Raw genomic sequence first — 18,493 nt, forward strand, 5'->3', positions numbered from 1 at the left:
TCCTAATCTCAGCTTCGTAAAGCGATGAATTTCTTTAATAGACTCATACTTGTTTCCTGTTCTATATATAATTGTGCAGCTTCTTCCATAGAAATTTTTTCAAAAGTTACATAGTCTCCTGGTTTCAGCTGCGCTAGAAGAGGTAAATCTACTGAAATTACATTTCCAATTCTCGGATAACCACCTGTCGTTTGTCTATCCGCCATTAATATAATAGGCTGTCCACCATTCGGTACTTGAATTGTTCCGAATGTAACTGGGCTCGATAAAATTTCTATCTCTTCAACTCTATTTAAAACCTCTCCATCAAGCCTATATCCCATGCGATCAGCATAATTGGATACTTTATACTCTTTCGAAAAAAACGACTTTATACTTTCTTCTGTGAATTGATTATATTCAAAGTCTGTTATGACGCGAAGACTAGGATGCTTCTTATATTTTGGTAAAGCATTGTTACAAATTGCCCACTTCGTTTTTATACGCTCTTCTTCTTTTAAACTTTGAATGAAACGACTCGCAACTTCTACCCCTGTACCAATTTGAAAATAATCTCCTTTTTTCAGCATTCGCCCTTCAATACCGCCAAGAGCAGCACGTATGTAAGTACTTTTACTTCCCATCGTATGATCAATATTTATACCACCCGCAAAAGTCACATACGCCCTGCAACCGCTTTTCGCTTTTCCGAGACAAAGCATGCTTCCTTCTTCAGCTAATATAGGGCGCCATAATGGAATTCGTTCTCCATTTAATAACGGTTCCATATCCGCTCCGCCAATCGCGAGCAAAGTCGTTTTCTTTATTAACAATTTCGGTCCCATGATTGTCATTTCAAGTCCCGCTTCATTCTCTTCATTACCGACTAACATATTGATTAGCCTAAGTGCATTTTTATCCATAGCACCGCCAACAGGTACACCGTATTGTTGATAATGAGATCGTCCTAAATCTTGGACTGTTGTAAACATTCCTGCATGCAAAACCTCTACATCCATTCTTTAGCCCCCTCAAGCGATACGTACTCTTCCTTTGTTATTGGTATAAATCGTAAATACATACCACTTTGAATATATGTTGGTGTTTCTTCTTTTGGATTAAACAATGCGATCGGTGTTCGGCCGATAATATTCCAGCCTCCTGGTGTTTCAAGCGGGTAAATACCCGTTTGATTTCCGCCAATACCTACTGAACCAGGGGCAATTTGTAACCGCGGTGTTTCTTTTCTAGGTGTTTCTAGCTCTTTCGGTAATCCCCCTAAATAAGGGAATCCAGGTGTAAAACCTAACATATACACGAAATATGTTGTTTCACTATGTATTCGAATAACATCCTCTACTTGTAATCCTTGATAATGCGCAACCTCTTCTAAATCAGGTCCATATTCTCCCCCGTAACAAACTGGTATAGAAATATGTTTCACATCTCTTTTCAGCTCTTCCTTATTAGTATCATATAGTTCATTTATGTACTGGCATACGTAATCATATGGTTTTACATTTCTATCATTTTCCTTCCATACTTCGTACACATTGTAGTAAACCGCTAATGAAGTAAACGATGGAACGCATTCGATCATTCCCGCAAACGGGTGCTGCTGCAGTGCTTGAAATAATCGTTGTACTTTTTCGTATATATCCATCCTAATTTCTTCGCCAAATGTAACAATAATTGCTTGATCTCCTAACGCAGAAAATTTCATCCCATCTCCTCTTTCTATGCCCAAAAGCCGAGTTCTTTCGAAATGCGGTATGCTGTTTCTTTCACTTTCGCAGTAAAATATGAAATGTTACTTTCGCTATACTCAATTGCTACACCTGAAATACTAATACCCGCTACAACAGTTCCATCACTTGCAAAAATTGGTGCTGCTATAGCCGCTGTATGATTTTCTAATTCAGAATAACTAATTGTATATCCAGCTTGTTTTGCCATATGTAACACTTCTAGTAAATGTTCTTTATTCACGATCGTTCCATCTGCAAACTGTTTTAAATCTGTTTCCTCTACGTACTTTCTTTTCTCTTCCTCTGAAAAATACGATAGTAAAATTCTAGGACATGCACCAGCATATAGTGGAGCCCTTCTTCCAACCGCCGTATAAACACGTACCGGCTGAACTCCTTCCATCTTCTCAACATAAATTGCATCATTACCATCTTGAATAATTAAATTTACTGCTTGCCCTAAACTATCTCTAAGCTCTTTCATATAAGGTATCGCAATATTTCTTACGGATAACCTTTGTGAAACAAGTTGACCAAATCGTAAAAAAACGACTCCGAGACGATACTTTCCCTTTTCTGTTTTTTGTAAAAAGTCCATTTCTTCTAACGAGCCAATTAAACGATAAACAGATGTTTTCGGCATATTTGTAAGCTGAACCATCTCTGTTAAACTTAGCTCTTCATGCTCATAAAACAATTCCAAAATATCCATTGTCTTAACTGCCGTTTTATTTATACTCATCCTATCTCCTTTAAGTTCCGAAATTCGGAACTTAAATTCCGTTTTTCGAAACAAACTTATAATTTTAAATTATAAAATATTCTTTAAATTCTATCAATATATTTTTCACGTACATCCTCCGCTAAATTTTGTCAGTCATTTTAAAAAAACGTAAATAATTAAATATATTTGTAAATTTTTATATCTAATTATTATTCATTTAATCTATATCGTTTATTATTTAATTTAGTAATGTACAACAAAATGTGAGGAGTGTTTCTTTTGAAAAGACTGCTAGTGATTCCTACAATTATGCTATCTTTTTGTATAGGGTGTAATGTAACATTTGCGACAAATGAAGATACTAATTTAAGCTCTCAAATTGAACAACGTCTCATCAATGACAACAACGTTGCCTTTTTCGGATCAAGCACTTATAGTTTCAAATATTTTGGAGGAGATAACTTAAGCGTTCTTGTGCAAAATATAGGTGACTCTCCTTTTCGTTACACTTTATATAACGCTAAAGGTTCTTGGATGATTGACGGAACTTTAAAACCTGGGGAACAAGCGATAAGTGAGTTCAATATTCACTGGACTGATTGGCTTCCTGACGGTGAATATAAAATTGTTTTTAGAAATAATGATGGTTCACTTTCCAAAGTTCACATTGCTACAAAACCGTTAGATTAAAAATTTCAATAATACAGTATGTAAGTGTAGATTTGAAATAAAGTGTTATCAACTTACATTAATAACACTGATATAGAAGAAAATATAAAGAGCATGTTTTGAACAATCTTTGTTCAAAACATGCTCTTCTAATAGTTATTCAAATTATTCTTTTTTTAACATGATTGATTATTTGTTTCCCTTGTTCAACTAACAAGTCTATTAATTGAACGTTAATTGTTTTTCAAGATTGTTCTTTTAGCCTTTTTAATAATTCTACTAGTTGATTTTATGCCAGTATCCTTTGCCCATTCTTCACACAGGTTGATTACCCAATCCGGTTTGGTTTTACTTGCATCATTTAACCAGTTTCCAACTGAATCTTGGACATATATTTATGGCGTAAAGCTTATCATCCAACCTAACATAAATCCAAATACAGCAAACAGTATCATAAAAACAAATAAACTACATGCCCACAGTGCATATTTTCGACTTTTGCTTTTTGTGAGCATGCCTGCGACTGAACACAATAATCCAACTCCAACTATTTGCCGAAAACCTTCACCTATAAATGTTTCTTGAATAAGCAATGTAATGTTCAAATACAATAACGCTAGAAAGGCGATAATTAATGAAATAATCCCCATCCACGTTTCCTGTTTATAAATATGACTCTTTCTTTTTTTTAAGAATGCCAATTCCATAACCTCGCTTCACCTACTTTCAATTTTCTAACCTTTTCATGGCTCATCAATTTTTCAACTTCTCCTTTAGGTCCAGTTACAACTGCCCCGTATGTTTTTATCCCATTTTTTTCAAGAAAAGAAATACGCTTTGACAACTCTAATGTTTTCGATCTAGATAGCTTCACCGCTAAATTTTCATGCTTTTGTAATGACTTTAACACACCAATAAATTGTTCCTCGTGAGGCGAATCACTCAAAAAAGGACCACTTGGACTTGTTGAAATCATATCTGCTGGAAAACCAATCGGGGCCACATACATACCCTCATCATTCTTTTGCTTCTCCTCTAATCCTGTATTCACGGCATACCAAACAATATCAATAGTAGGAAACATGTTCTCTACCTCTTGTACACTTAATAATTCTCTAAAAGATACAAATGCTTCTACAACAGATTCTTGAGGAAGACCTTTTAATACCTGCGCTTCTTCGCTACTATTATAAGACACATTATAATTATTAGGATGAGACAATACCTCGTTATCTATATATGAGACTTCTGGAATTTTTTCATCTGTTGTATATTCACGGCTTACTTTCGTTGCTTTACTTAATAAATAATATGTTTTCTCTTCGCCTATTCGAATATCTTTCTTTCCTACCCTTTTATACAAATCAAAATGCAATTGTAAACTAAGCGGTAACAACGTTTGCTCCATGTCTCTTTCTTTCATAAATACATTGGGTTCCGTTACACTTAACGTTTGATTTACTACATTCCGTATCTCCATTGCGTTTGTAGGTGCAAATACATAGTATAAGAGTGTAGATACATATAAAATAGGTTGAATAAGTAATAAAAAAGTAAATACAATTAAAACGTTCGTAATACGCGCTCTTTTTTTTCCTATTTTCAACACTTGCTCCTGTTTTCCATCAGGAAGAGAAGCAGGCCTTTGATGAAGAGCTTCTTGTAACAAGTCTTTATAATCTTCTTGTTCAGAATGAGGTTTATCATTTGTCATTTTGACTCTTTTCCTCCTTTAACAATTGTTTTAATCTCTTTCTCCCACGAAATATGTGACTTTTATACGTGTTTAACTTTAAATCTAATACAGAAGCACCCTCTTCGTACGTTAATTGATGTACGTCACATAGTAAAATAGCTTGTGCCTCTACGACAGGTAAAGTATGAATAATCTGAATTAATTTTTCGTAACTATTTTTTGCGACTACATACTCTTCTGTAGATTCACCTGCTTGTATTGTCTCTAATTCCTCCGTTCCTACAAAAGCTACTTTTTTCTCTTTTCTAATAAAATCAATAAACGTATGATATGCCACTTTAAAAAGCCATGATTTTACCTTTTGATTTTCATAGTCTTCTAGATAAAGGTACGCCCGATAAAAAGTCTCCTGCATCAAGTCCTCCGCTACGTGATGGCTTCGAGAAAGGGAAAATAAATACCGGTACACATCGTTTATATAAAGCTTATATATTTCTTCAATTTCCATCCCCCTCCTCCTTTCATATATAACACGAATAAGCGCGTTAATAAGTTGCATTATTTTTCCTTTTTATATTTTTTATTTTTAAAAAAATAACATTTATACATTCCAATAACTATTTACAATTATAAACAAAATACGAGATGTTATAACTGTAAATTCCTTAAAAAAAGAAAAGCGACCATTGCGGTCGCTTTTCTTTTTTTAAGGAGTGTAATTTTGAAATACAATTTGATTAAAAATAATATGTGAACCGATATTTTACAATAAATAAACAGAGGCCATTTTGAAAAATTATAATCAAAATAGCCTCTGTTTTTCTTAAATGAACATTCAGTTTCACAAAAAAATTTGATTCAAACACACTTGGATTTCTTTAATCAAAAAGAATAAAACGGTGCGACTTTATTTCAAATCGACAGGAGGGATATTTCTCCCATACTTGCTTTATAACGCTCTTACTTGTTTCAACGGCCAGAAAACAGCTTGTCCTTTTCCGACAATTTCATCTTCTGAAATAAATCCAAACATACGACCGTCTTTAGAAACTTCACGATTATCTCCTAAAACAAATACTTGGCCTTCTGGCACTTTCGTTTTCCCTGTGATTTGTTCTAGCGTAAAATCAGGAGTTAATACACGGCCAGACGCCTTTTCTTTAAATTCTTTTAAATACGGTTCTTCCATCGCTTTTCCGTTTACATATAAAACATCATCTTTATACTCAACTGTATCACCTGGTAAACCAATTACTCGTTTTACTAAATCGTACCCTTCTTTTCCATGGAAGACGATAACGTCAAAACGATCTAATCCGTTTATACTATAACCAATCTTATTAACGAGAACTCGCTCATTATTTTCTAAAGTTGGCATCATCGACTCACCTTGTACTAATGACGGCGTAAATAGCACCCCACGAACGATAAAGGCAATCGCAAGTGTAATACCTATCGTTTTAATCCATGAGATCAATTCTTTTTTCGTATTTGTCTTCATCGTTTCTCCTCTTTCTTAAATACTTACTTTATCCCGTAAAAACCCGATTGGTGAGGGCTAATAATCAGTGTGGGATGGACAAAACCCCCTCTGATTAAAGTTTCACTTTATTGTTCCCACTAATTCTTGTACTAACTTTAGGTCAATCTCAGAAAAACATGACTTATCTTCTCTAACCGCTGTACCTACATGTGCCTGCGTAATTTCAGTTTCATCTAGCAATTGTTTTACATTCTCTTTCGTTACTCCGCTTCCGACAACAAGCTGTATATTCCCTTCACTTTCCTTTTGCATCTCTCTGAGCACCGGAATATTATCTACTACATTTCCTTGTCCGCCTGAAGTTAACACGTGAGTAACTTTATTGAATTTTTTCAAAGATTTCATCGCTTCTACTGGATTTTCTGTATCATCTATCGCACGATGATACGTTACATTTATTCCATCTACAACAGATAATAAATCTGCTAATTTCTCTTCATCAACTTCATTTTGTTCGTTTAATACACCTAATACAACACCAGCAGCTCCAAGATTTTGAGCAACTACAATATCTTCTTTCATCATTTCAATTTCTTCTTCCGTATATGTAAAAGACTTCGCATGCGGACGAATCATAACATGAACTGGTATTTGCACTGCTTCTACTGATTTTTTTATAAACGCATAACTCGGTGTTAAACCACCTTCTGTATATGATGAAATGAGTTCAATTCGATTTCCACCAGCCTTTTCAATTCGCTTCACATCTTCTAAACAAGTTGCAATAACCTCTAGCATGAGATAACCTCTTTTCGTGCTTTTTTCTTATTATAACATTAGTAAAAATAAGAAACCTAGCTTTCTCCTTTAAAACTATAAAAAGAAGAGTGAAAAGAAAGATTTATTAAATTGATAATAAATGGCATATATGTTATGTTTTTCTTGTAATTATACATTCTTATATTCTTATAAAGGGAGAAAAATATATGCTTCTTACAAAAAAACGGTTCGTTATCTCTAGTTCATTTATTGTAATTGCATCACTTTGCACGATTACTTTATTAACAAAGCCAAATACAAAACTAGATTCCTCACCTTCAAGTATAGAAAAAGAAACTATTACCCTTTCATCAAGTAATAAAGAAGAAATCCGAACATTTCATTCATCTTCATTTAATAATTCGCATACATTCAAAGGTGGCACAGGTACAGGCTTTGACTTTAGCGGCCAAGGTGACTTAAATATTACGATTAAAAATACCGGTACAAACAGTTTTACCTATTCAATTAAATTCAAAGAAGATCGTTTAGTAAAACACACGTTACAGCCAAATGAAAGTAAATCCTTTACTTTACGTTCACTCATCACCAATCCTTTACCAGGTGATTATTCGTTATTTGCACATAATCAAGATGGTTCTGAAAGTAGTATGAATCTTGAAGTACAGCCACTATAGAACATATTAAAAAGGCTATCCTCTTATCAAAAGGATAGCCTTTTTAATGTGTAAAACGAGAATTCCTTATTCTTTGAACAATGATATAATACATGGAATTATATCAACGATTCAACTTAGGATTTCGATTCCCCGGCAACGAAAAGTCTGTTCCAGAACGGAACAGACTTTATATTTCTTCATTACGACCGAAACGCCGCATCCGCCAATATGGAAAGTGTTGCATCATCCATCGGCGGATTGTGTAGTCCTGCTCTGACGTTTAAATAATAGCGATGAAGCGGATTTTTTTCTGATAAACTTTTCGCGCCTACAATGCGCATTGCTTTATCTACAATAGATATTGCCGCGTTCGTTACAACATATTTCGCAGCTGCTAGTTCGGCTTGCAATGATAATTTATCTTCTGCCTCATCGTATTTTTTCGCAATTTGATATAAAAAGACACGAGCTTGCATAAGCTCAAGTTCTAATTCTCCAACTAATCTTCTAATATTCGGTAATAAACTAATAGAATGATTTAAACTGTTTGGCTTGTATGATTCCGCAAACTGAACTGCATAATTTCTTGCCGATTGTGCAATTCCTAAATAACATGCTGGTATATGTAGCAACCAGCCAATACCCTTTTGTTTCACTTTCCCGCCCAATACATCCGTAAAAAAGCGGTTCTCTATTTCTACATTTTGTAAAACGAGATCATGGCTCGCAGTTCCTCGCATTGCGATACTATCCCACGTTTCTTCAATTGACACGCCTATCGTATTCTTCGGAATGACAAACTCTCCGATTTCTTCTTTGCCTTCAATACTTGCTGAAATGATAAAATAATCAAGTACTGGCGCCATTGTCGTAAACGTTTTTCTTCCATTTATAATCCACTTCTCACCTTTTTTGACAGCTAACGTCTCTGGTTTCCCGCCGCGCGTAGGACTACCTGTATTCGGCTCTGTCGCTGCTCGATTAAAAAGCGCACCATTACGCACTTCTTCACAAAACCAAGTGAACATTTCCTCATTCCAAGAGCGATTTTCAGCTAATTCCTTTACAATGCCAAGGTGCCATCCAATTGATAATGCGGTCGCACCGCAACCTTCTGCTATTTTCTCTTGAAATAAAACGAAGTCATATAAAGAAATCGCATTGCCTCCCAATTCTTTTGGCAACGTTAATTTCGTATATCCGATATCTTTCAAATTGTTAATATTTTCATACGGAAATGATCCTAATTCACTTAGTTGATGCTCTCTTTCCATGAACTTCGGAATCAATTTATTTATTTGTTCAATAACTAAAGATTGTTCTTCTGTTTCAACAAATGAGAGTGCCATACTATAATCTCCTTTATCCCGCTATTTGTGAGCAGTAAAACTCCCACCTCAAAATTCAGGTGGAGCAAAGAAGTTAGGTGGGAGCCCTGCTGCCCATAAACGCCCGATTGGTGAAGGCTAATAATCAGTGTGTGATGACCCCCCACTGATTAAAGTTTCACTTTATGTTCGATTCATAAACCGTTCATTTTGTCATTATGATTATATGAAGCTACCTCTCTATTGTTTCACTATTCCGATAAAAATACAATGCTTTTGAACAATAAGAAAAGTTCCTATAAAAGGATAGGTTCTTTTCTTACATTAATCCCCTTTCAATGCCTTCAGTGGCAAAGAGGTTACATATCCAATATACGAGCATAATTCTTTAAAAAAGAAGGGGATTTCTGTATCTAACGTTTTATACGCTGACGTTGGAGTTGGTGATGCATATGCTTCAATTTTAATATGTTTTGCAATTTTCATCGCACGTTTCATATGAAGTGGATCACTCACGATCGTATATGTGCGTATTCCGTTCTCTATTCCAACTTGCTTTGCATTCTTTAAATTTTCCTCTGTGAAAAGGGATTTTGTTTCAATTAGAATATCCTCTTCTTTTACACCATGTTTCAGTGCATACACTCTAGCAGTACGAGCTTCCTCAAGCTCTGCCTCAAACTTTGTACCACCTGTGAAAATAATCTTTTTAATATTACCGTTCTTATATAAAGAAATTGCATGATTAATTCTTTCTTTAAATACAGGAGATGGTTTTCCGTTCCATGAAGCTGCTCCTAGCACGATACCAGCATCTGTCTTCACACCATCATCTGTTTTAAAGCGATAACTCCAAATATCGTAAGCTGCATAACTTACATATAAAATAATAGAACAAATCATAAGCAAGAATACTTGCAAGATTCTTCTTTTCTTACTTTTCTTATTTTCTTTCATTTAAACTGCCTCCGTACATCATCCATACTTCTATATAAAAACGTATATATCAAATCATTTTGTTTGAATTTGTTTAAAAGAAGGAATTTTTCTTGTCATATATATGCATTAAAGGGTTTTCATTTAAAATTGAGGATTATCAATTCATTTTTCGTTTGCGGTTTCATTACATTTGTATAATTTATAAGTTTATTACCATACAACTACATTGTAACGAATTTTTTATCATAATGGAATGATGAAACAAAAGTAAATAAAAGAAGTAACCGTTTTGTAAGAAAAAAGGTATATTTTTCATCTTGACGATCAATACACCTTTCTTAATATGAATTATCGTTTTTCTTTATACGACTCTAATTTTTCTAATAACCGTTCTTTTACAACTGGCCATTCACTTGCAATAACACTGTATACAACTGCATCTCTAACATGCCCGCTCGGCAATCTTCTTTCATTTCTAAGTACACCCTCTTTTACTGCGCCGAGTCTTTCAATTGCTCTTTGTGCTTTTTCATTTCGTACATCCGTCTTTATTTGTACTCTCCGCATATGCAATTTTTCAAAAGCATATTGTAATAACATATACTTACATTCTGTATTCATACTCGTACGCTGTACACTCGGGTCATACCACGTTTGCCCTAATTCCACAGTCTTATCTTCAACTGAAATGTTATATAAGCGTGTACTCCCTACTATTTCATTCGTCTTTTGATCAACAACAACAAATGGCAAATCCTTCCCTGCCCCATACGCTTTTATCGCCTTTTGAACATATTGTTGCATATCTTGAACAGTATCCATTTTAGAGATTAAATACGCCCAAATATCTCGATTTCCTTCCACGATTGAAAACATTTTTTCGACATCATTGCTATCCATTAACCGTAACTTTGCTCTTTCGTGAATAATTTCCATTTATTCCCCTCCTCTCTTGTAACTATATCATACAAACTGATAACGTATTATTAATATATAATAAATCAAATATCGTGAAAAAACTCGCTTTTCTTTAAAGCGAGCTCATTCGTTATAGAAGTATGTACGCAATCGGCGTAATAATAAGCAACGTTAAAATCGTTCTTTGCACATATAAAATAATAAGTTCAGATACTTTTAACGGAATATCTGTTGATAATATACAAGGGATTGATGCGGAGAAAAACAATATAGATGACACCGAAACAACCGCAATCACAAACTTTGTCACGAGCGGTGCACTTACAACTAAAAGAGAAGGTAAAAACATTTCTGCAATACCAACTGATGCTGCTTTAGCAGCTAGTTCCGCTTCTGGAAGCTGTAAAGCCCATGTAAATGGATAAAAAATATAGCTTATCCAATCAAATATTGGCGTAAACTTTGCTAAGACGATACCAATTAATCCTACTGACATAATCGATGGCAAAATCCCCATCGTCATTATAAAACCGTCTTTCAAATTCACTGCGATATTTTTCATAATACTCGGTGCAGATTTTGATACTTCTAATGCATCTTCCCAAGCTCGTTCTAACATTTTCTCTTTATAAACTGGCTCTGGGAATCCTTCTTTCGTAATATATGTATCTGGTTTTCTACTAAGTGGCGGGATTCTTACGGTGATAGCAGTCACGATGAATGTTACAACAAGCGTAGTCCAAAAATAAACATTCCATAAATGCATAATATCTAATGTTTTGGCGATGATGATCATAAATGTAGCGGATACTGTAGAAAAACCTGTAGCGATAATGGCTGCTTCTTTTGTCGTATACTTTCCTTCTTTATAAACCCGATTAGTAATTAATAAGGCTAATGAATAACTCCCAACGAATGAAGCAACCGCATCAATTGCCGACCTTCCCGGTGTGTTCCATAACGGCCTCATAATCGGACGGCAAAATGTACCGATAAATTCCAGCAATCCGTACCCGACTAATAACGCTAAAAATGCCGAGCCAATTGGGACGAGTAAACTTACTGATATAACTAACTTCTCATACAAAAACGGTCCAACATCTGGCGCAAAGAACCAAGCTGGTCCTACTTTCAAACAATATAATACGCCAAAAACAACACCTACTACTTTTAAAATAGAAAAACAAATATCTACAATAGATGCATTCCATTTTTTCGTATAAAATGGATAAATCGCACCAATTATCATTACAAATAATGCGTAATAAGGTACTACGCTCGGAACCGAAGCTCTAATCCACGATACGATATGATCAATCATAATAGACGAAGCACCGTTTATCGTAACGGGAACAAAAAACATGAATACACCTACTAAACTAGCGAGTACAAACCGAAGAATAATCCCTCTCTCTCGCCCTGTCTTAATTACATTACTTTTCAATTCAATTTCACTCAAAATTCGACACCTCCTATTATCTAAATATTCTGTATAATTATATTAAATTCCTTCTTTTCAATTGAAAATTAACAAGTAATAATCTTACTTTTCCATTGTCAGTTTCCGAAAATTATCATATAATATTCTTCGTAAATGTTACATATACACATTTTAAACATATGATTTGTAACCAATTCATTTCCTCTTGTCAATTTACTCATTAAATTAACCTACATAAAATAGAAGGAGAATGTACAATTGAAAACAATAAAAATAACTATGGCAAGCGCACTGCTACTTGGCGCTCTCATCGCCCCCTCTAGTTCTTTAGCTGTGAGTGAAACTGTAACACAAAAGAGTAATGCACAGCCTGCAATTCATGAAGACGATTACTACTATCAATTTCCTGATGTTATTGGATGGGCAAAGCCATCTGTTGATTATTTAGTAAAGAAAAAAGTTTTATCTGGTCTGCCAGACGGTACATTTGGACCTAACCTTGAAATCGATAGAGCTTCTGCCGCAATTATCATGGCAAAAATATTAAACTTACAAATAGACGCTTCAGCTCAACCATCATTTAAGGACTCCCAAGACCATTGGGCTACTCCTCATATTGCTGCAGTTGAGAAAGCTGGAATTATTAAAGGGGTAGGTAATGGGAATTTCAATCCTTCTGGAAAACTAACGAGAGCTGCTATGGCTTCTATGCTTGCTCATTCATACAACTTAGACAAAAAATCTACTGAACTATTACCTACTGTATTTCAAGATTTAAAAGGACACTGGAGTGAAAAGTCGGCCAATCTTCTTGTTGCTCTTGGTATTTCAGCGGGTTATGGTGGTAGTCATTGGTATCCAGATAACACTATTACCCGTGCAGAAGCTGCAAGTTTAGTTGCTCGCACAGATCAATCAAAAGATAAAGAAATTAAATTAAAACAAGTTACTATGAAAAAAAGTTATTTTATATACCCTGAATCCTCTCTTCATTCAGGTATACTTGCTGAATATGCACCACAAACCGTTACTGTATTCGATGAATCTGAAAATGGATGGATTAAAATTGCTACAGATCATGGGTTAAAGTGGACACCATTACAAGAGAAACAAGTTTATATTGATAAAAATTTTGTTACCTTTGATAGACCGTCAAGAACAGGATATGTGGTTGGTAAATATCCCCCTCAAACTGTAACAGTCGTTGAAGAAAATAGCATCTGGTTAAAGATTCGTACTAGCGAGGGTCTTCAATGGATGAATCCATACTTAGAAGAAGGTGAAGGAAAAGAACTAACGTACATACCAAAAGAATTTTTCGCTTACGATAGCCCTAATTTCTCTTCTAAAGTATCTGGAAAGTACGCTCCACAAGGTGGCGTAGAAGAATTAGCTAAGACAGATGACGGATGGGTACAAATTCGTACAGACAAAGGACCAAAATGGGTAAATATGTCTTATCTCTTACGTCCAAAGCTTCTCTTAAATGTTCCTGCTATTAATCAATTGCCGGAACTACAAAAAGGAAGTACAGTTGTTTCACTACAAATGCTTTTAGAATACTATACAGGACGTTCATTAAATAAAGTAGAATTTGCGAATCAAATGCCATTTGATACAACGCGACGCAAGACTGATGGAAACGGAAAAGTTACAGTTTGGGGTGATCCAGACATCGGATTCGTTGGTGACGTAAGTGGAAAGAGCTATGGTTACTCTATTAACCCAGCACCATTGAAACAATTACTTGATAAACATGCAAGAGGTACAGATTTAACAGGACAGGATTTCTCTGTATTAGAAAGCTATGTACGTAATGGTAAACCAGTTGTAGCGTGGGTAGGGAACAAAATAACTTCTCCGCAACTAGAACATACTTGGCAAACACCTCAAGGAAAGACCGTAAATGGATACAGAAATGCACATACTATTATCATAACTGGTGTAGATGATCGTAACATTTACTATAATGACCCATTAGACGGTAAAAAAGACCAACCAATGGTAAAATCCCGATTTGAGCACAGTTATAATCAAATGGGTAAAAAAGCTTTAAGTATCGATTAATAATGTAAAAAGCCTATTTTGATCATATGATTCAAAATAGGCTTTTTCTATTACATCCCATAATCATCAGCAATTACTTGAATAATGCGATACGATTCTTCGGCTACTTTCTCATTACTATCCCTATTCGCATCGTATGTAATTAACGCCTTCCAAAGTGCCCACCCTCTCGCTCTATTCCACGTTTCTTCATCCATACGTAATACTTTTTTAAATACGTTCCTACTATTCTCATCAAAAAATGTCCATGCCATCGCTGCATCACAAGCAGGATCCCCTACTCCTAATATACCAAAATCAATTACGGCACAAAGCTTTCCATCTTTAATGAGTAAGTTCCCCGGTGCTATATCCCCATGAACCCAAACTGGTTTGCGGTTCCATGTTGACCGAAGTGCTAAATCCCAAAGATGCTTTAATAATGTCTCATCAAAAACATCCTTATTATTTTCAATGGCTGTTCTTGCCTCTTTATCGTATACAGATATAAGCCCGCCTCGGTAAAAATTATGTGCTCCAGCAATTGGTCCGTTACTCGCATCAATGGATTGCAATTCTACTAAAAATGCCCCTAAGTCCGCCGCAAATTCATTTAAGTCACGGATATTTTCTTTCGTAACTGTCTCTCCTTCTATCCATTTATTAATAGACCAAGGCCACGGATACTCTTCAGACGGATTCCCTTTCGCAATTGGTGCAGAAATTGGTAAAGAAAGTTCCTTACTTAATATAGGCAGCCACTTGTTTTCTTTCTCAACTTGCGGTGCATATGCTGCATCACTTGGTAATCTTACACTCATCTGATCTCCTAAATGAAACGTTCTATTATCGTGTCCGCTAAATTTTACAGGTTTCACTTCTAAATGTGCCCATTTAGGAAATTGCTCTTGTATTAACTTTTCAATTAAATCTGTGTTAATTAGATTCATTCACTTCTCCTTCTCTTTTGAAATTTACTATGTCCTTCTGTACTACCAAGATACTCAAAACCACTTCGTTTGTAAAAATCATTCAACGTACGATTATGTCCAACACAATCTAGCTTCAAATATTTTTTATCACGCTGTACATTCTCTTCAATCCATTTTAATATCATTTCTCCTATCCCATTTCCTTTATACTTCCGTTTCACCGCAAGTCTATGAATATATAACGAATCAAAGACTCCCTCTTTACCAAAAATGTGTTCATCCCAATCATTTTGTTTAGGAGATACTGTAAACGTACCGATAACTTCCTCTTCATTTAGTACAACATACGTATATTTCTCTTTTATACCTTCTATTATTTCAGTCGTAGCTTCTTCTCCTAAAAGATATTGCCATTGATTCACTTCTTTATCTTTTAACCACTGTGCTACTTCGTTTAATACAGTAATAACGACATTAATATCTTCTTCTGAAGCAATTCTAACTGTATAGTTCTTCTCCATATTTTTGACCATTCTATTAAAAAACATTAATCCTTATAACCAAACAATACACTTATAACAGAATCTTTTTTAATAATAATTCTTCTTCCATCCATTTCAAAATCTTGATAATGTGGTCCTTTACTATTAATAAGCTTCCACATTTCCTCACTTTTTGTAGGAGTAAGAATGTTTAAAAATTGTTTCACAGATTCTTCCATACCACTATCTTCGCTATAAATATATATTTTTGCTTCCCATTCATCTCTATCATTTATATATAAATCCATGACATTAAAAACGGAATCGCCATTTGCGCCCATTAAGTTATATGTATACCTATTTTTATTAAGGAAAAATCCGAGAGATTCAGCTTCCCTTTTTAATTCTCCCCTAACATCATGATTTCCCTCTGGGTTTTGACCTTTAAAAATGGAATTGTACAAGAATTTCGCAAACTGCTCTCTTTTCACATCATATTGCCCGCCATACTGGTTATTCCCAATACCACTTGTCACCCCATTGCTATATAGAGCTTTAATTGCGTCCTCAGCCCAATGATTACTCGGAATATCATTAAATGGTACGTTTCCTTTTATCTCTAAATTAAATGCAGTTTGTAAAATCTTTGCCATTTCATAACGAGTTAACGTATCATCTGGTCGGAATTTATCAGTGCCATTTCCAATCATGATTCCAACTTCGGTAACAGCTTTAATACTCCCTTCAAACATGTGTCCTTTAATGTCTGAAAAATTTGTAGTCTGTGCCTCATTCTCTTTTAAATTATAATAGCGAGCCATAATAGATGCTACTTGTCCACGGGTAATATCATCACCAAATCCATATGCTCCATTACCGTAACCCGAAACAATCCCCCTATCTGCCAAATAATTTATTGCTTGTTCAGACCAATGATTACTTGGTACATCGTTAAAACGGCTTGTTTGTGCATAAGCAGTAGTTGCCCCAAATAATGTTGTAGCGATTAAACCTGTTGCAATTACATTTTTGAGATTCATAATTCTTCCCCCTAATTTATTCCACATAATAAATTGTTAAAATTATCCACATTCTATATAAATATATTAATTTAAAGTGCGCGCGTCAAATGTTTTTTAATAAAAAAACATTCAAATAACAAAGGGTTCTCCATCCCCATTTAATATCTATTTCCACTGCGCTACTTCGCTTAACAAAGTAAGGATTTCACTTCTCTTTCATACCACTACCATACCGACATAAGCTTCCTTGTATTTCTCCATAAAAAAACCGCCCCACTACTAGTGAAACGGTTTTTCCTCTACTATTTTTTAAGCATTTAATTCAGTTTTATGTTCCTTTACTACACTACGTTTTAAAGCACTTCCAAGTATGATAACCATGCTCACCACACCAATCCAAACGAGCACTATAACTGGTGTATTCCAACTTAATCCTTTTCCGAAGAAGAATATTTCCCGTAATCCCTCAATCATAAATCGCATTGGTAACCAAGAGTAAATCCAATCTCGATAAAACGAGGACATCATTTCAGGTGCTAATGCTAATAGCGGTGCCCCAAAGAAAAGTAGTAGAGCGAATATACCTATACCCTTTAGTCCAACTAATGAAAGGACCGCCGAAATCATTAAGAAGAAACTAAAAGAAGTAATTGATAAAAATAAAGCCGTATCCGTGAAATTCGAAATATTTAATCCTACCATTCCATCTGCAATCCACGTAAGACCAAATCCAATTACAACCGCTTCAATAGCCCCCACTACAATTTGTTTCATTTTTAATACAACATTCTCTTTTCGTGTGCTGATTGGCATTTTACTTATCGCAATAAAGATAATTGCTGCGCTTGCTAAACTTGCAATCCATAACGGTTGAAATAAAGAAATCGGAGAATTACCGTTCGCACTATTTTTTCCGACCTCATTTACATTCGTTACTTTCTTCGTAATAGGTGTTACTACATTTGAAACTTGATCTGTTGTTAAAGTAGCTCCTTTTGCTTTCAATCCTTCTAATAGCCCAGTACGAACAGTATTGTTCATATTATCAACTACGCCATTTAATATTTGCCCTGCCATAGTTGACGCTGCCGTATTCATTCCTTGGTTAATAAATATTTCTACCTCTGGTGAAGATGGCTGTGATGTTCGTAACGATGCTTGTTTTGCACTAAACTCTTTCGGAATGACTAATGCTGCATAATATTCTTTATTATTTAAACCTTTTTGAACGGCTTCTTTATTTTTTACTTCTATCCATTTCACCGCAGGTTCTTCATCTGATTTCGATGATTTTTTCATCGTATCAACGATTTTTTGACCCATATTCATTTTAGGTTGATTCGGAATTTCTAATCCTTGATCCTCATTCACAATTGCAATTGGCAAGTTTTTTGGCTGAGGTTGAACTGTTGGGAATAATGTTAATGAAAAAGTAAAAACGACAAGTAGGGCAATAACTGGTGATAATAATAACAGTTTATTTTTAAACATTTTCTTTTCCCCTCCTTTAATTTCAGTTACAATAAGCGAACAACGTGTTGTTTATTTATATTTTGAATTATATGTTTGCGTTGAACCTTATACAATAATCAAAAACCGCGAATGTGTCGGTTATAAGACACATTTGATAAATATGTTGAAAAAATT

19 protein-coding genes and 1 pseudogene are annotated in these 18,493 nt (G+C 34.8%); 3 read left to right on the top strand and 17 right to left on the bottom strand.

Annotation, left to right across the window (positions count from 1 at the left end):
• Positions 1-8: 8 nt before the first annotated feature.
• The 3 genes from QUF93_RS17020 to QUF93_RS17030 are packed head-to-tail and all read right to left on the bottom strand — an operon-like array spanning position 9 to position 2,469.
• On the bottom strand, positions 9-998 hold the full coding sequence (locus QUF93_RS17020; protein ID WP_002120442.1) for a 5-oxoprolinase subunit C family protein: 990 nt from the start codon (positions 996-998) through the stop codon (positions 9-11).
• Positions 989-1,702 (bottom strand): 5-oxoprolinase subunit PxpB, encoded by a 714-nt coding sequence (gene pxpB / locus QUF93_RS17025; protein WP_289359575.1) that lies wholly within the window; start codon positions 1,700-1,702, stop codon positions 989-991. Before pxpB ends, QUF93_RS17020 begins: the two co-directional genes overlap by 10 nt.
• A gap of 14 nt (positions 1,703-1,716) precedes the next feature.
• Entirely contained in the window at positions 1,717-2,469 is a 753-nt protein-coding gene (locus QUF93_RS17030) for an IclR family transcriptional regulator (RefSeq protein ID WP_002120446.1), read from the bottom strand.
• 261 nt (positions 2,470-2,730) lie between these two features.
• Between QUF93_RS17030 and QUF93_RS17035 the strand changes: the two genes are divergently transcribed.
• Complete coding sequence (locus tag QUF93_RS17035) at positions 2,731-3,141, top strand: hypothetical protein (protein ID WP_289359576.1); 411 nt, start codon at positions 2,731-2,733, stop codon at positions 3,139-3,141.
• A 212-nt stretch (positions 3,142-3,353) separates the two neighbouring features.
• On the opposite strand, the pseudogene QUF93_RS17040 reads toward QUF93_RS17035, so the two are convergent.
• From QUF93_RS17040 to QUF93_RS17065, 6 genes and pseudogenes are all read right to left on the bottom strand, one after another.
• A pseudogene (locus QUF93_RS17040) lies at positions 3,354-3,512 on the bottom strand (DNA alkylation repair protein); the annotation flags it as partial.
• Between the two features lie 3 nt (positions 3,513-3,515).
• Complete coding sequence (locus tag QUF93_RS17045; protein ID WP_289359577.1) at positions 3,516-3,827, bottom strand: hypothetical protein; 312 nt, start codon at positions 3,825-3,827, stop codon at positions 3,516-3,518.
• Complete coding sequence (locus QUF93_RS17050; protein ID WP_289359578.1) at positions 3,809-4,834, bottom strand: anti-sigma factor; 1,026 nt, start codon at positions 4,832-4,834, stop codon at positions 3,809-3,811. The genes QUF93_RS17045 and QUF93_RS17050 overlap by 19 nt, the downstream gene beginning before the upstream one ends.
• Entirely contained in the window at positions 4,824-5,324 is a 501-nt protein-coding gene (locus QUF93_RS17055; RefSeq protein WP_289359579.1) for a sigma-70 family RNA polymerase sigma factor, read from the bottom strand. Before QUF93_RS17055 ends, QUF93_RS17050 begins: the two co-directional genes overlap by 11 nt.
• A gap of 441 nt (positions 5,325-5,765) precedes the next feature.
• Positions 5,766-6,317 (bottom strand): signal peptidase I, encoded by a 552-nt coding sequence (gene lepB / locus QUF93_RS17060; protein ID WP_002120448.1) that lies wholly within the window; start codon positions 6,315-6,317, stop codon positions 5,766-5,768.
• Positions 6,318-6,419: 102 nt separating this feature from the next.
• The gene (locus QUF93_RS17065; protein ID WP_289359580.1) at positions 6,420-7,097 is read right to left on the bottom strand and encodes a copper homeostasis protein CutC; all 678 of its coding nucleotides are present in this window, start codon (positions 7,095-7,097) and stop codon (positions 6,420-6,422) included.
• A gap of 188 nt (positions 7,098-7,285) precedes the next feature.
• On the opposite strand from QUF93_RS17065, the gene QUF93_RS17070 reads away from it, so the two are divergent.
• On the top strand, positions 7,286-7,756 hold the full coding sequence (locus tag QUF93_RS17070) for a hypothetical protein (RefSeq protein ID WP_289359581.1): 471 nt from the start codon (positions 7,286-7,288) through the stop codon (positions 7,754-7,756).
• A gap of 182 nt (positions 7,757-7,938) precedes the next feature.
• On the opposite strand, the gene QUF93_RS17075 is transcribed toward QUF93_RS17070, so the two are convergent.
• The 4 genes from QUF93_RS17075 to QUF93_RS17090 all read right to left on the bottom strand — a co-directional run bounded on the left by QUF93_RS17075 (position 7,939) and on the right by QUF93_RS17090 (position 12,382).
• Entirely contained in the window at positions 7,939-9,087 is a 1,149-nt protein-coding gene (locus QUF93_RS17075) for an acyl-CoA dehydrogenase family protein (RefSeq protein ID WP_289359582.1), read from the bottom strand.
• Positions 9,088-9,390: 303 nt separating this feature from the next.
• Positions 9,391-10,023 (bottom strand): YdcF family protein, encoded by a 633-nt coding sequence (locus QUF93_RS17080; RefSeq protein WP_002120457.1) that lies wholly within the window; start codon positions 10,021-10,023, stop codon positions 9,391-9,393.
• Positions 10,024-10,353: 330 nt separating this feature from the next.
• Entirely contained in the window at positions 10,354-10,941 is a 588-nt protein-coding gene (locus tag QUF93_RS17085) for a GNAT family N-acetyltransferase (RefSeq protein WP_289359583.1), read from the bottom strand.
• Positions 10,942-11,053: 112 nt separating this feature from the next.
• Positions 11,054-12,382 carry a YjiH family protein gene (locus QUF93_RS17090; protein ID WP_289359584.1) on the bottom strand — a complete coding sequence of 443 codons (1,329 nt, stop codon included), beginning with the start codon at positions 12,380-12,382 and terminating at the stop codon, positions 11,054-11,056.
• Between the two features lie 240 nt (positions 12,383-12,622).
• On the opposite strand from QUF93_RS17090, the gene QUF93_RS17095 reads away from it, so the two are divergent.
• Positions 12,623-14,431, top strand: a complete 1,809-nt coding sequence (locus QUF93_RS17095) for an S-layer homology domain-containing protein (RefSeq protein WP_289359585.1) — start codon at positions 12,623-12,625, stop codon at positions 14,429-14,431.
• Positions 14,432-14,481: 50 nt separating this feature from the next.
• On the opposite strand, the gene QUF93_RS17100 is transcribed toward QUF93_RS17095, so the two are convergent.
• The 4 genes from QUF93_RS17100 to QUF93_RS17115 form a co-directional block, all read right to left on the bottom strand.
• On the bottom strand, positions 14,482-15,360 hold the full coding sequence (locus QUF93_RS17100) for an aminoglycoside phosphotransferase family protein (RefSeq protein ID WP_289359586.1): 879 nt from the start codon (positions 15,358-15,360) through the stop codon (positions 14,482-14,484).
• The gene (locus QUF93_RS17105) at positions 15,357-15,875 is read right to left on the bottom strand and encodes a GNAT family N-acetyltransferase (protein ID WP_289360991.1); all 519 of its coding nucleotides are present in this window, start codon (positions 15,873-15,875) and stop codon (positions 15,357-15,359) included. The genes QUF93_RS17100 and QUF93_RS17105 overlap by 4 nt, the downstream gene beginning before the upstream one ends.
• A 14-nt stretch (positions 15,876-15,889) precedes the next feature.
• Positions 15,890-16,864 (bottom strand): S-layer homology domain-containing protein, encoded by a 975-nt coding sequence (locus tag QUF93_RS17110; protein ID WP_289359587.1) that lies wholly within the window; start codon positions 16,862-16,864, stop codon positions 15,890-15,892.
• A 291-nt stretch (positions 16,865-17,155) separates the two neighbouring features.
• The gene (locus tag QUF93_RS17115; protein WP_289375758.1) at positions 17,156-18,337 is read right to left on the bottom strand and encodes a YhgE/Pip domain-containing protein; all 1,182 of its coding nucleotides are present in this window, start codon (positions 18,335-18,337) and stop codon (positions 17,156-17,158) included.
• Between the last annotated feature and the right edge of the window lie 156 nt (positions 18,338-18,493).

Source organism: Bacillus hominis (assembly GCF_030348325.1).
In the GTDB taxonomy this organism is placed as follows: domain Bacteria; phylum Bacillota; class Bacilli; order Bacillales; family Bacillaceae_G; genus Bacillus_A; species Bacillus_A hominis.

Coding starts and splice junctions, on each gene's coding strand:
- QUF93_RS17115 (WP_289375758.1), bottom strand. CDS start 18,337: ATGTTTAAAAATAAACTGTTATTATTATCACCAGTTATTGCCCTACTT.
- QUF93_RS17050 (WP_289359578.1), bottom strand. CDS start 4,834: ATGACAAATGATAAACCTCATTCTGAACAAGAAGATTATAAAGACTTG.
- QUF93_RS17085 (WP_289359583.1), bottom strand. CDS start 10,941: ATGGAAATTATTCACGAAAGAGCAAAGTTACGGTTAATGGATAGCAAT.
- QUF93_RS17045 (WP_289359577.1), bottom strand. CDS start 3,827: ATGGAATTGGCATTCTTAAAAAAAAGAAAGAGTCATATTTATAAACAG.
- QUF93_RS17065 (WP_289359580.1), bottom strand. CDS start 7,097: ATGCTAGAGGTTATTGCAACTTGTTTAGAAGATGTGAAGCGAATTGAA.
- QUF93_RS17080 (WP_002120457.1), bottom strand. CDS start 10,023: ATGAAAGAAAATAAGAAAAGTAAGAAAAGAAGAATCTTGCAAGTATTC.
- QUF93_RS17030 (WP_002120446.1), bottom strand. CDS start 2,469: ATGAGTATAAATAAAACGGCAGTTAAGACAATGGATATTTTGGAATTG.
- QUF93_RS17105 (WP_289360991.1), bottom strand. CDS start 15,875: ATGGTCAAAAATATGGAGAAGAACTATACAGTTAGAATTGCTTCAGAA.
- pxpB (WP_289359575.1), bottom strand. CDS start 1,702: ATGAAATTTTCTGCGTTAGGAGATCAAGCAATTATTGTTACATTTGGC.
- lepB (WP_002120448.1), bottom strand. CDS start 6,317: ATGAAGACAAATACGAAAAAAGAATTGATCTCATGGATTAAAACGATA.
- QUF93_RS17070 (WP_289359581.1), top strand. CDS start 7,286: ATGCTTCTTACAAAAAAACGGTTCGTTATCTCTAGTTCATTTATTGTA.
- QUF93_RS17075 (WP_289359582.1), bottom strand. CDS start 9,087: ATGGCACTCTCATTTGTTGAAACAGAAGAACAATCTTTAGTTATTGAA.
- QUF93_RS17110 (WP_289359587.1), bottom strand. CDS start 16,864: ATGAATCTCAAAAATGTAATTGCAACAGGTTTAATCGCTACAACATTA.
- QUF93_RS17100 (WP_289359586.1), bottom strand. CDS start 15,360: ATGAATCTAATTAACACAGATTTAATTGAAAAGTTAATACAAGAGCAA.
- QUF93_RS17055 (WP_289359579.1), bottom strand. CDS start 5,324: ATGGAAATTGAAGAAATATATAAGCTTTATATAAACGATGTGTACCGG.
- QUF93_RS17020 (WP_002120442.1), bottom strand. CDS start 998: ATGGATGTAGAGGTTTTGCATGCAGGAATGTTTACAACAGTCCAAGAT.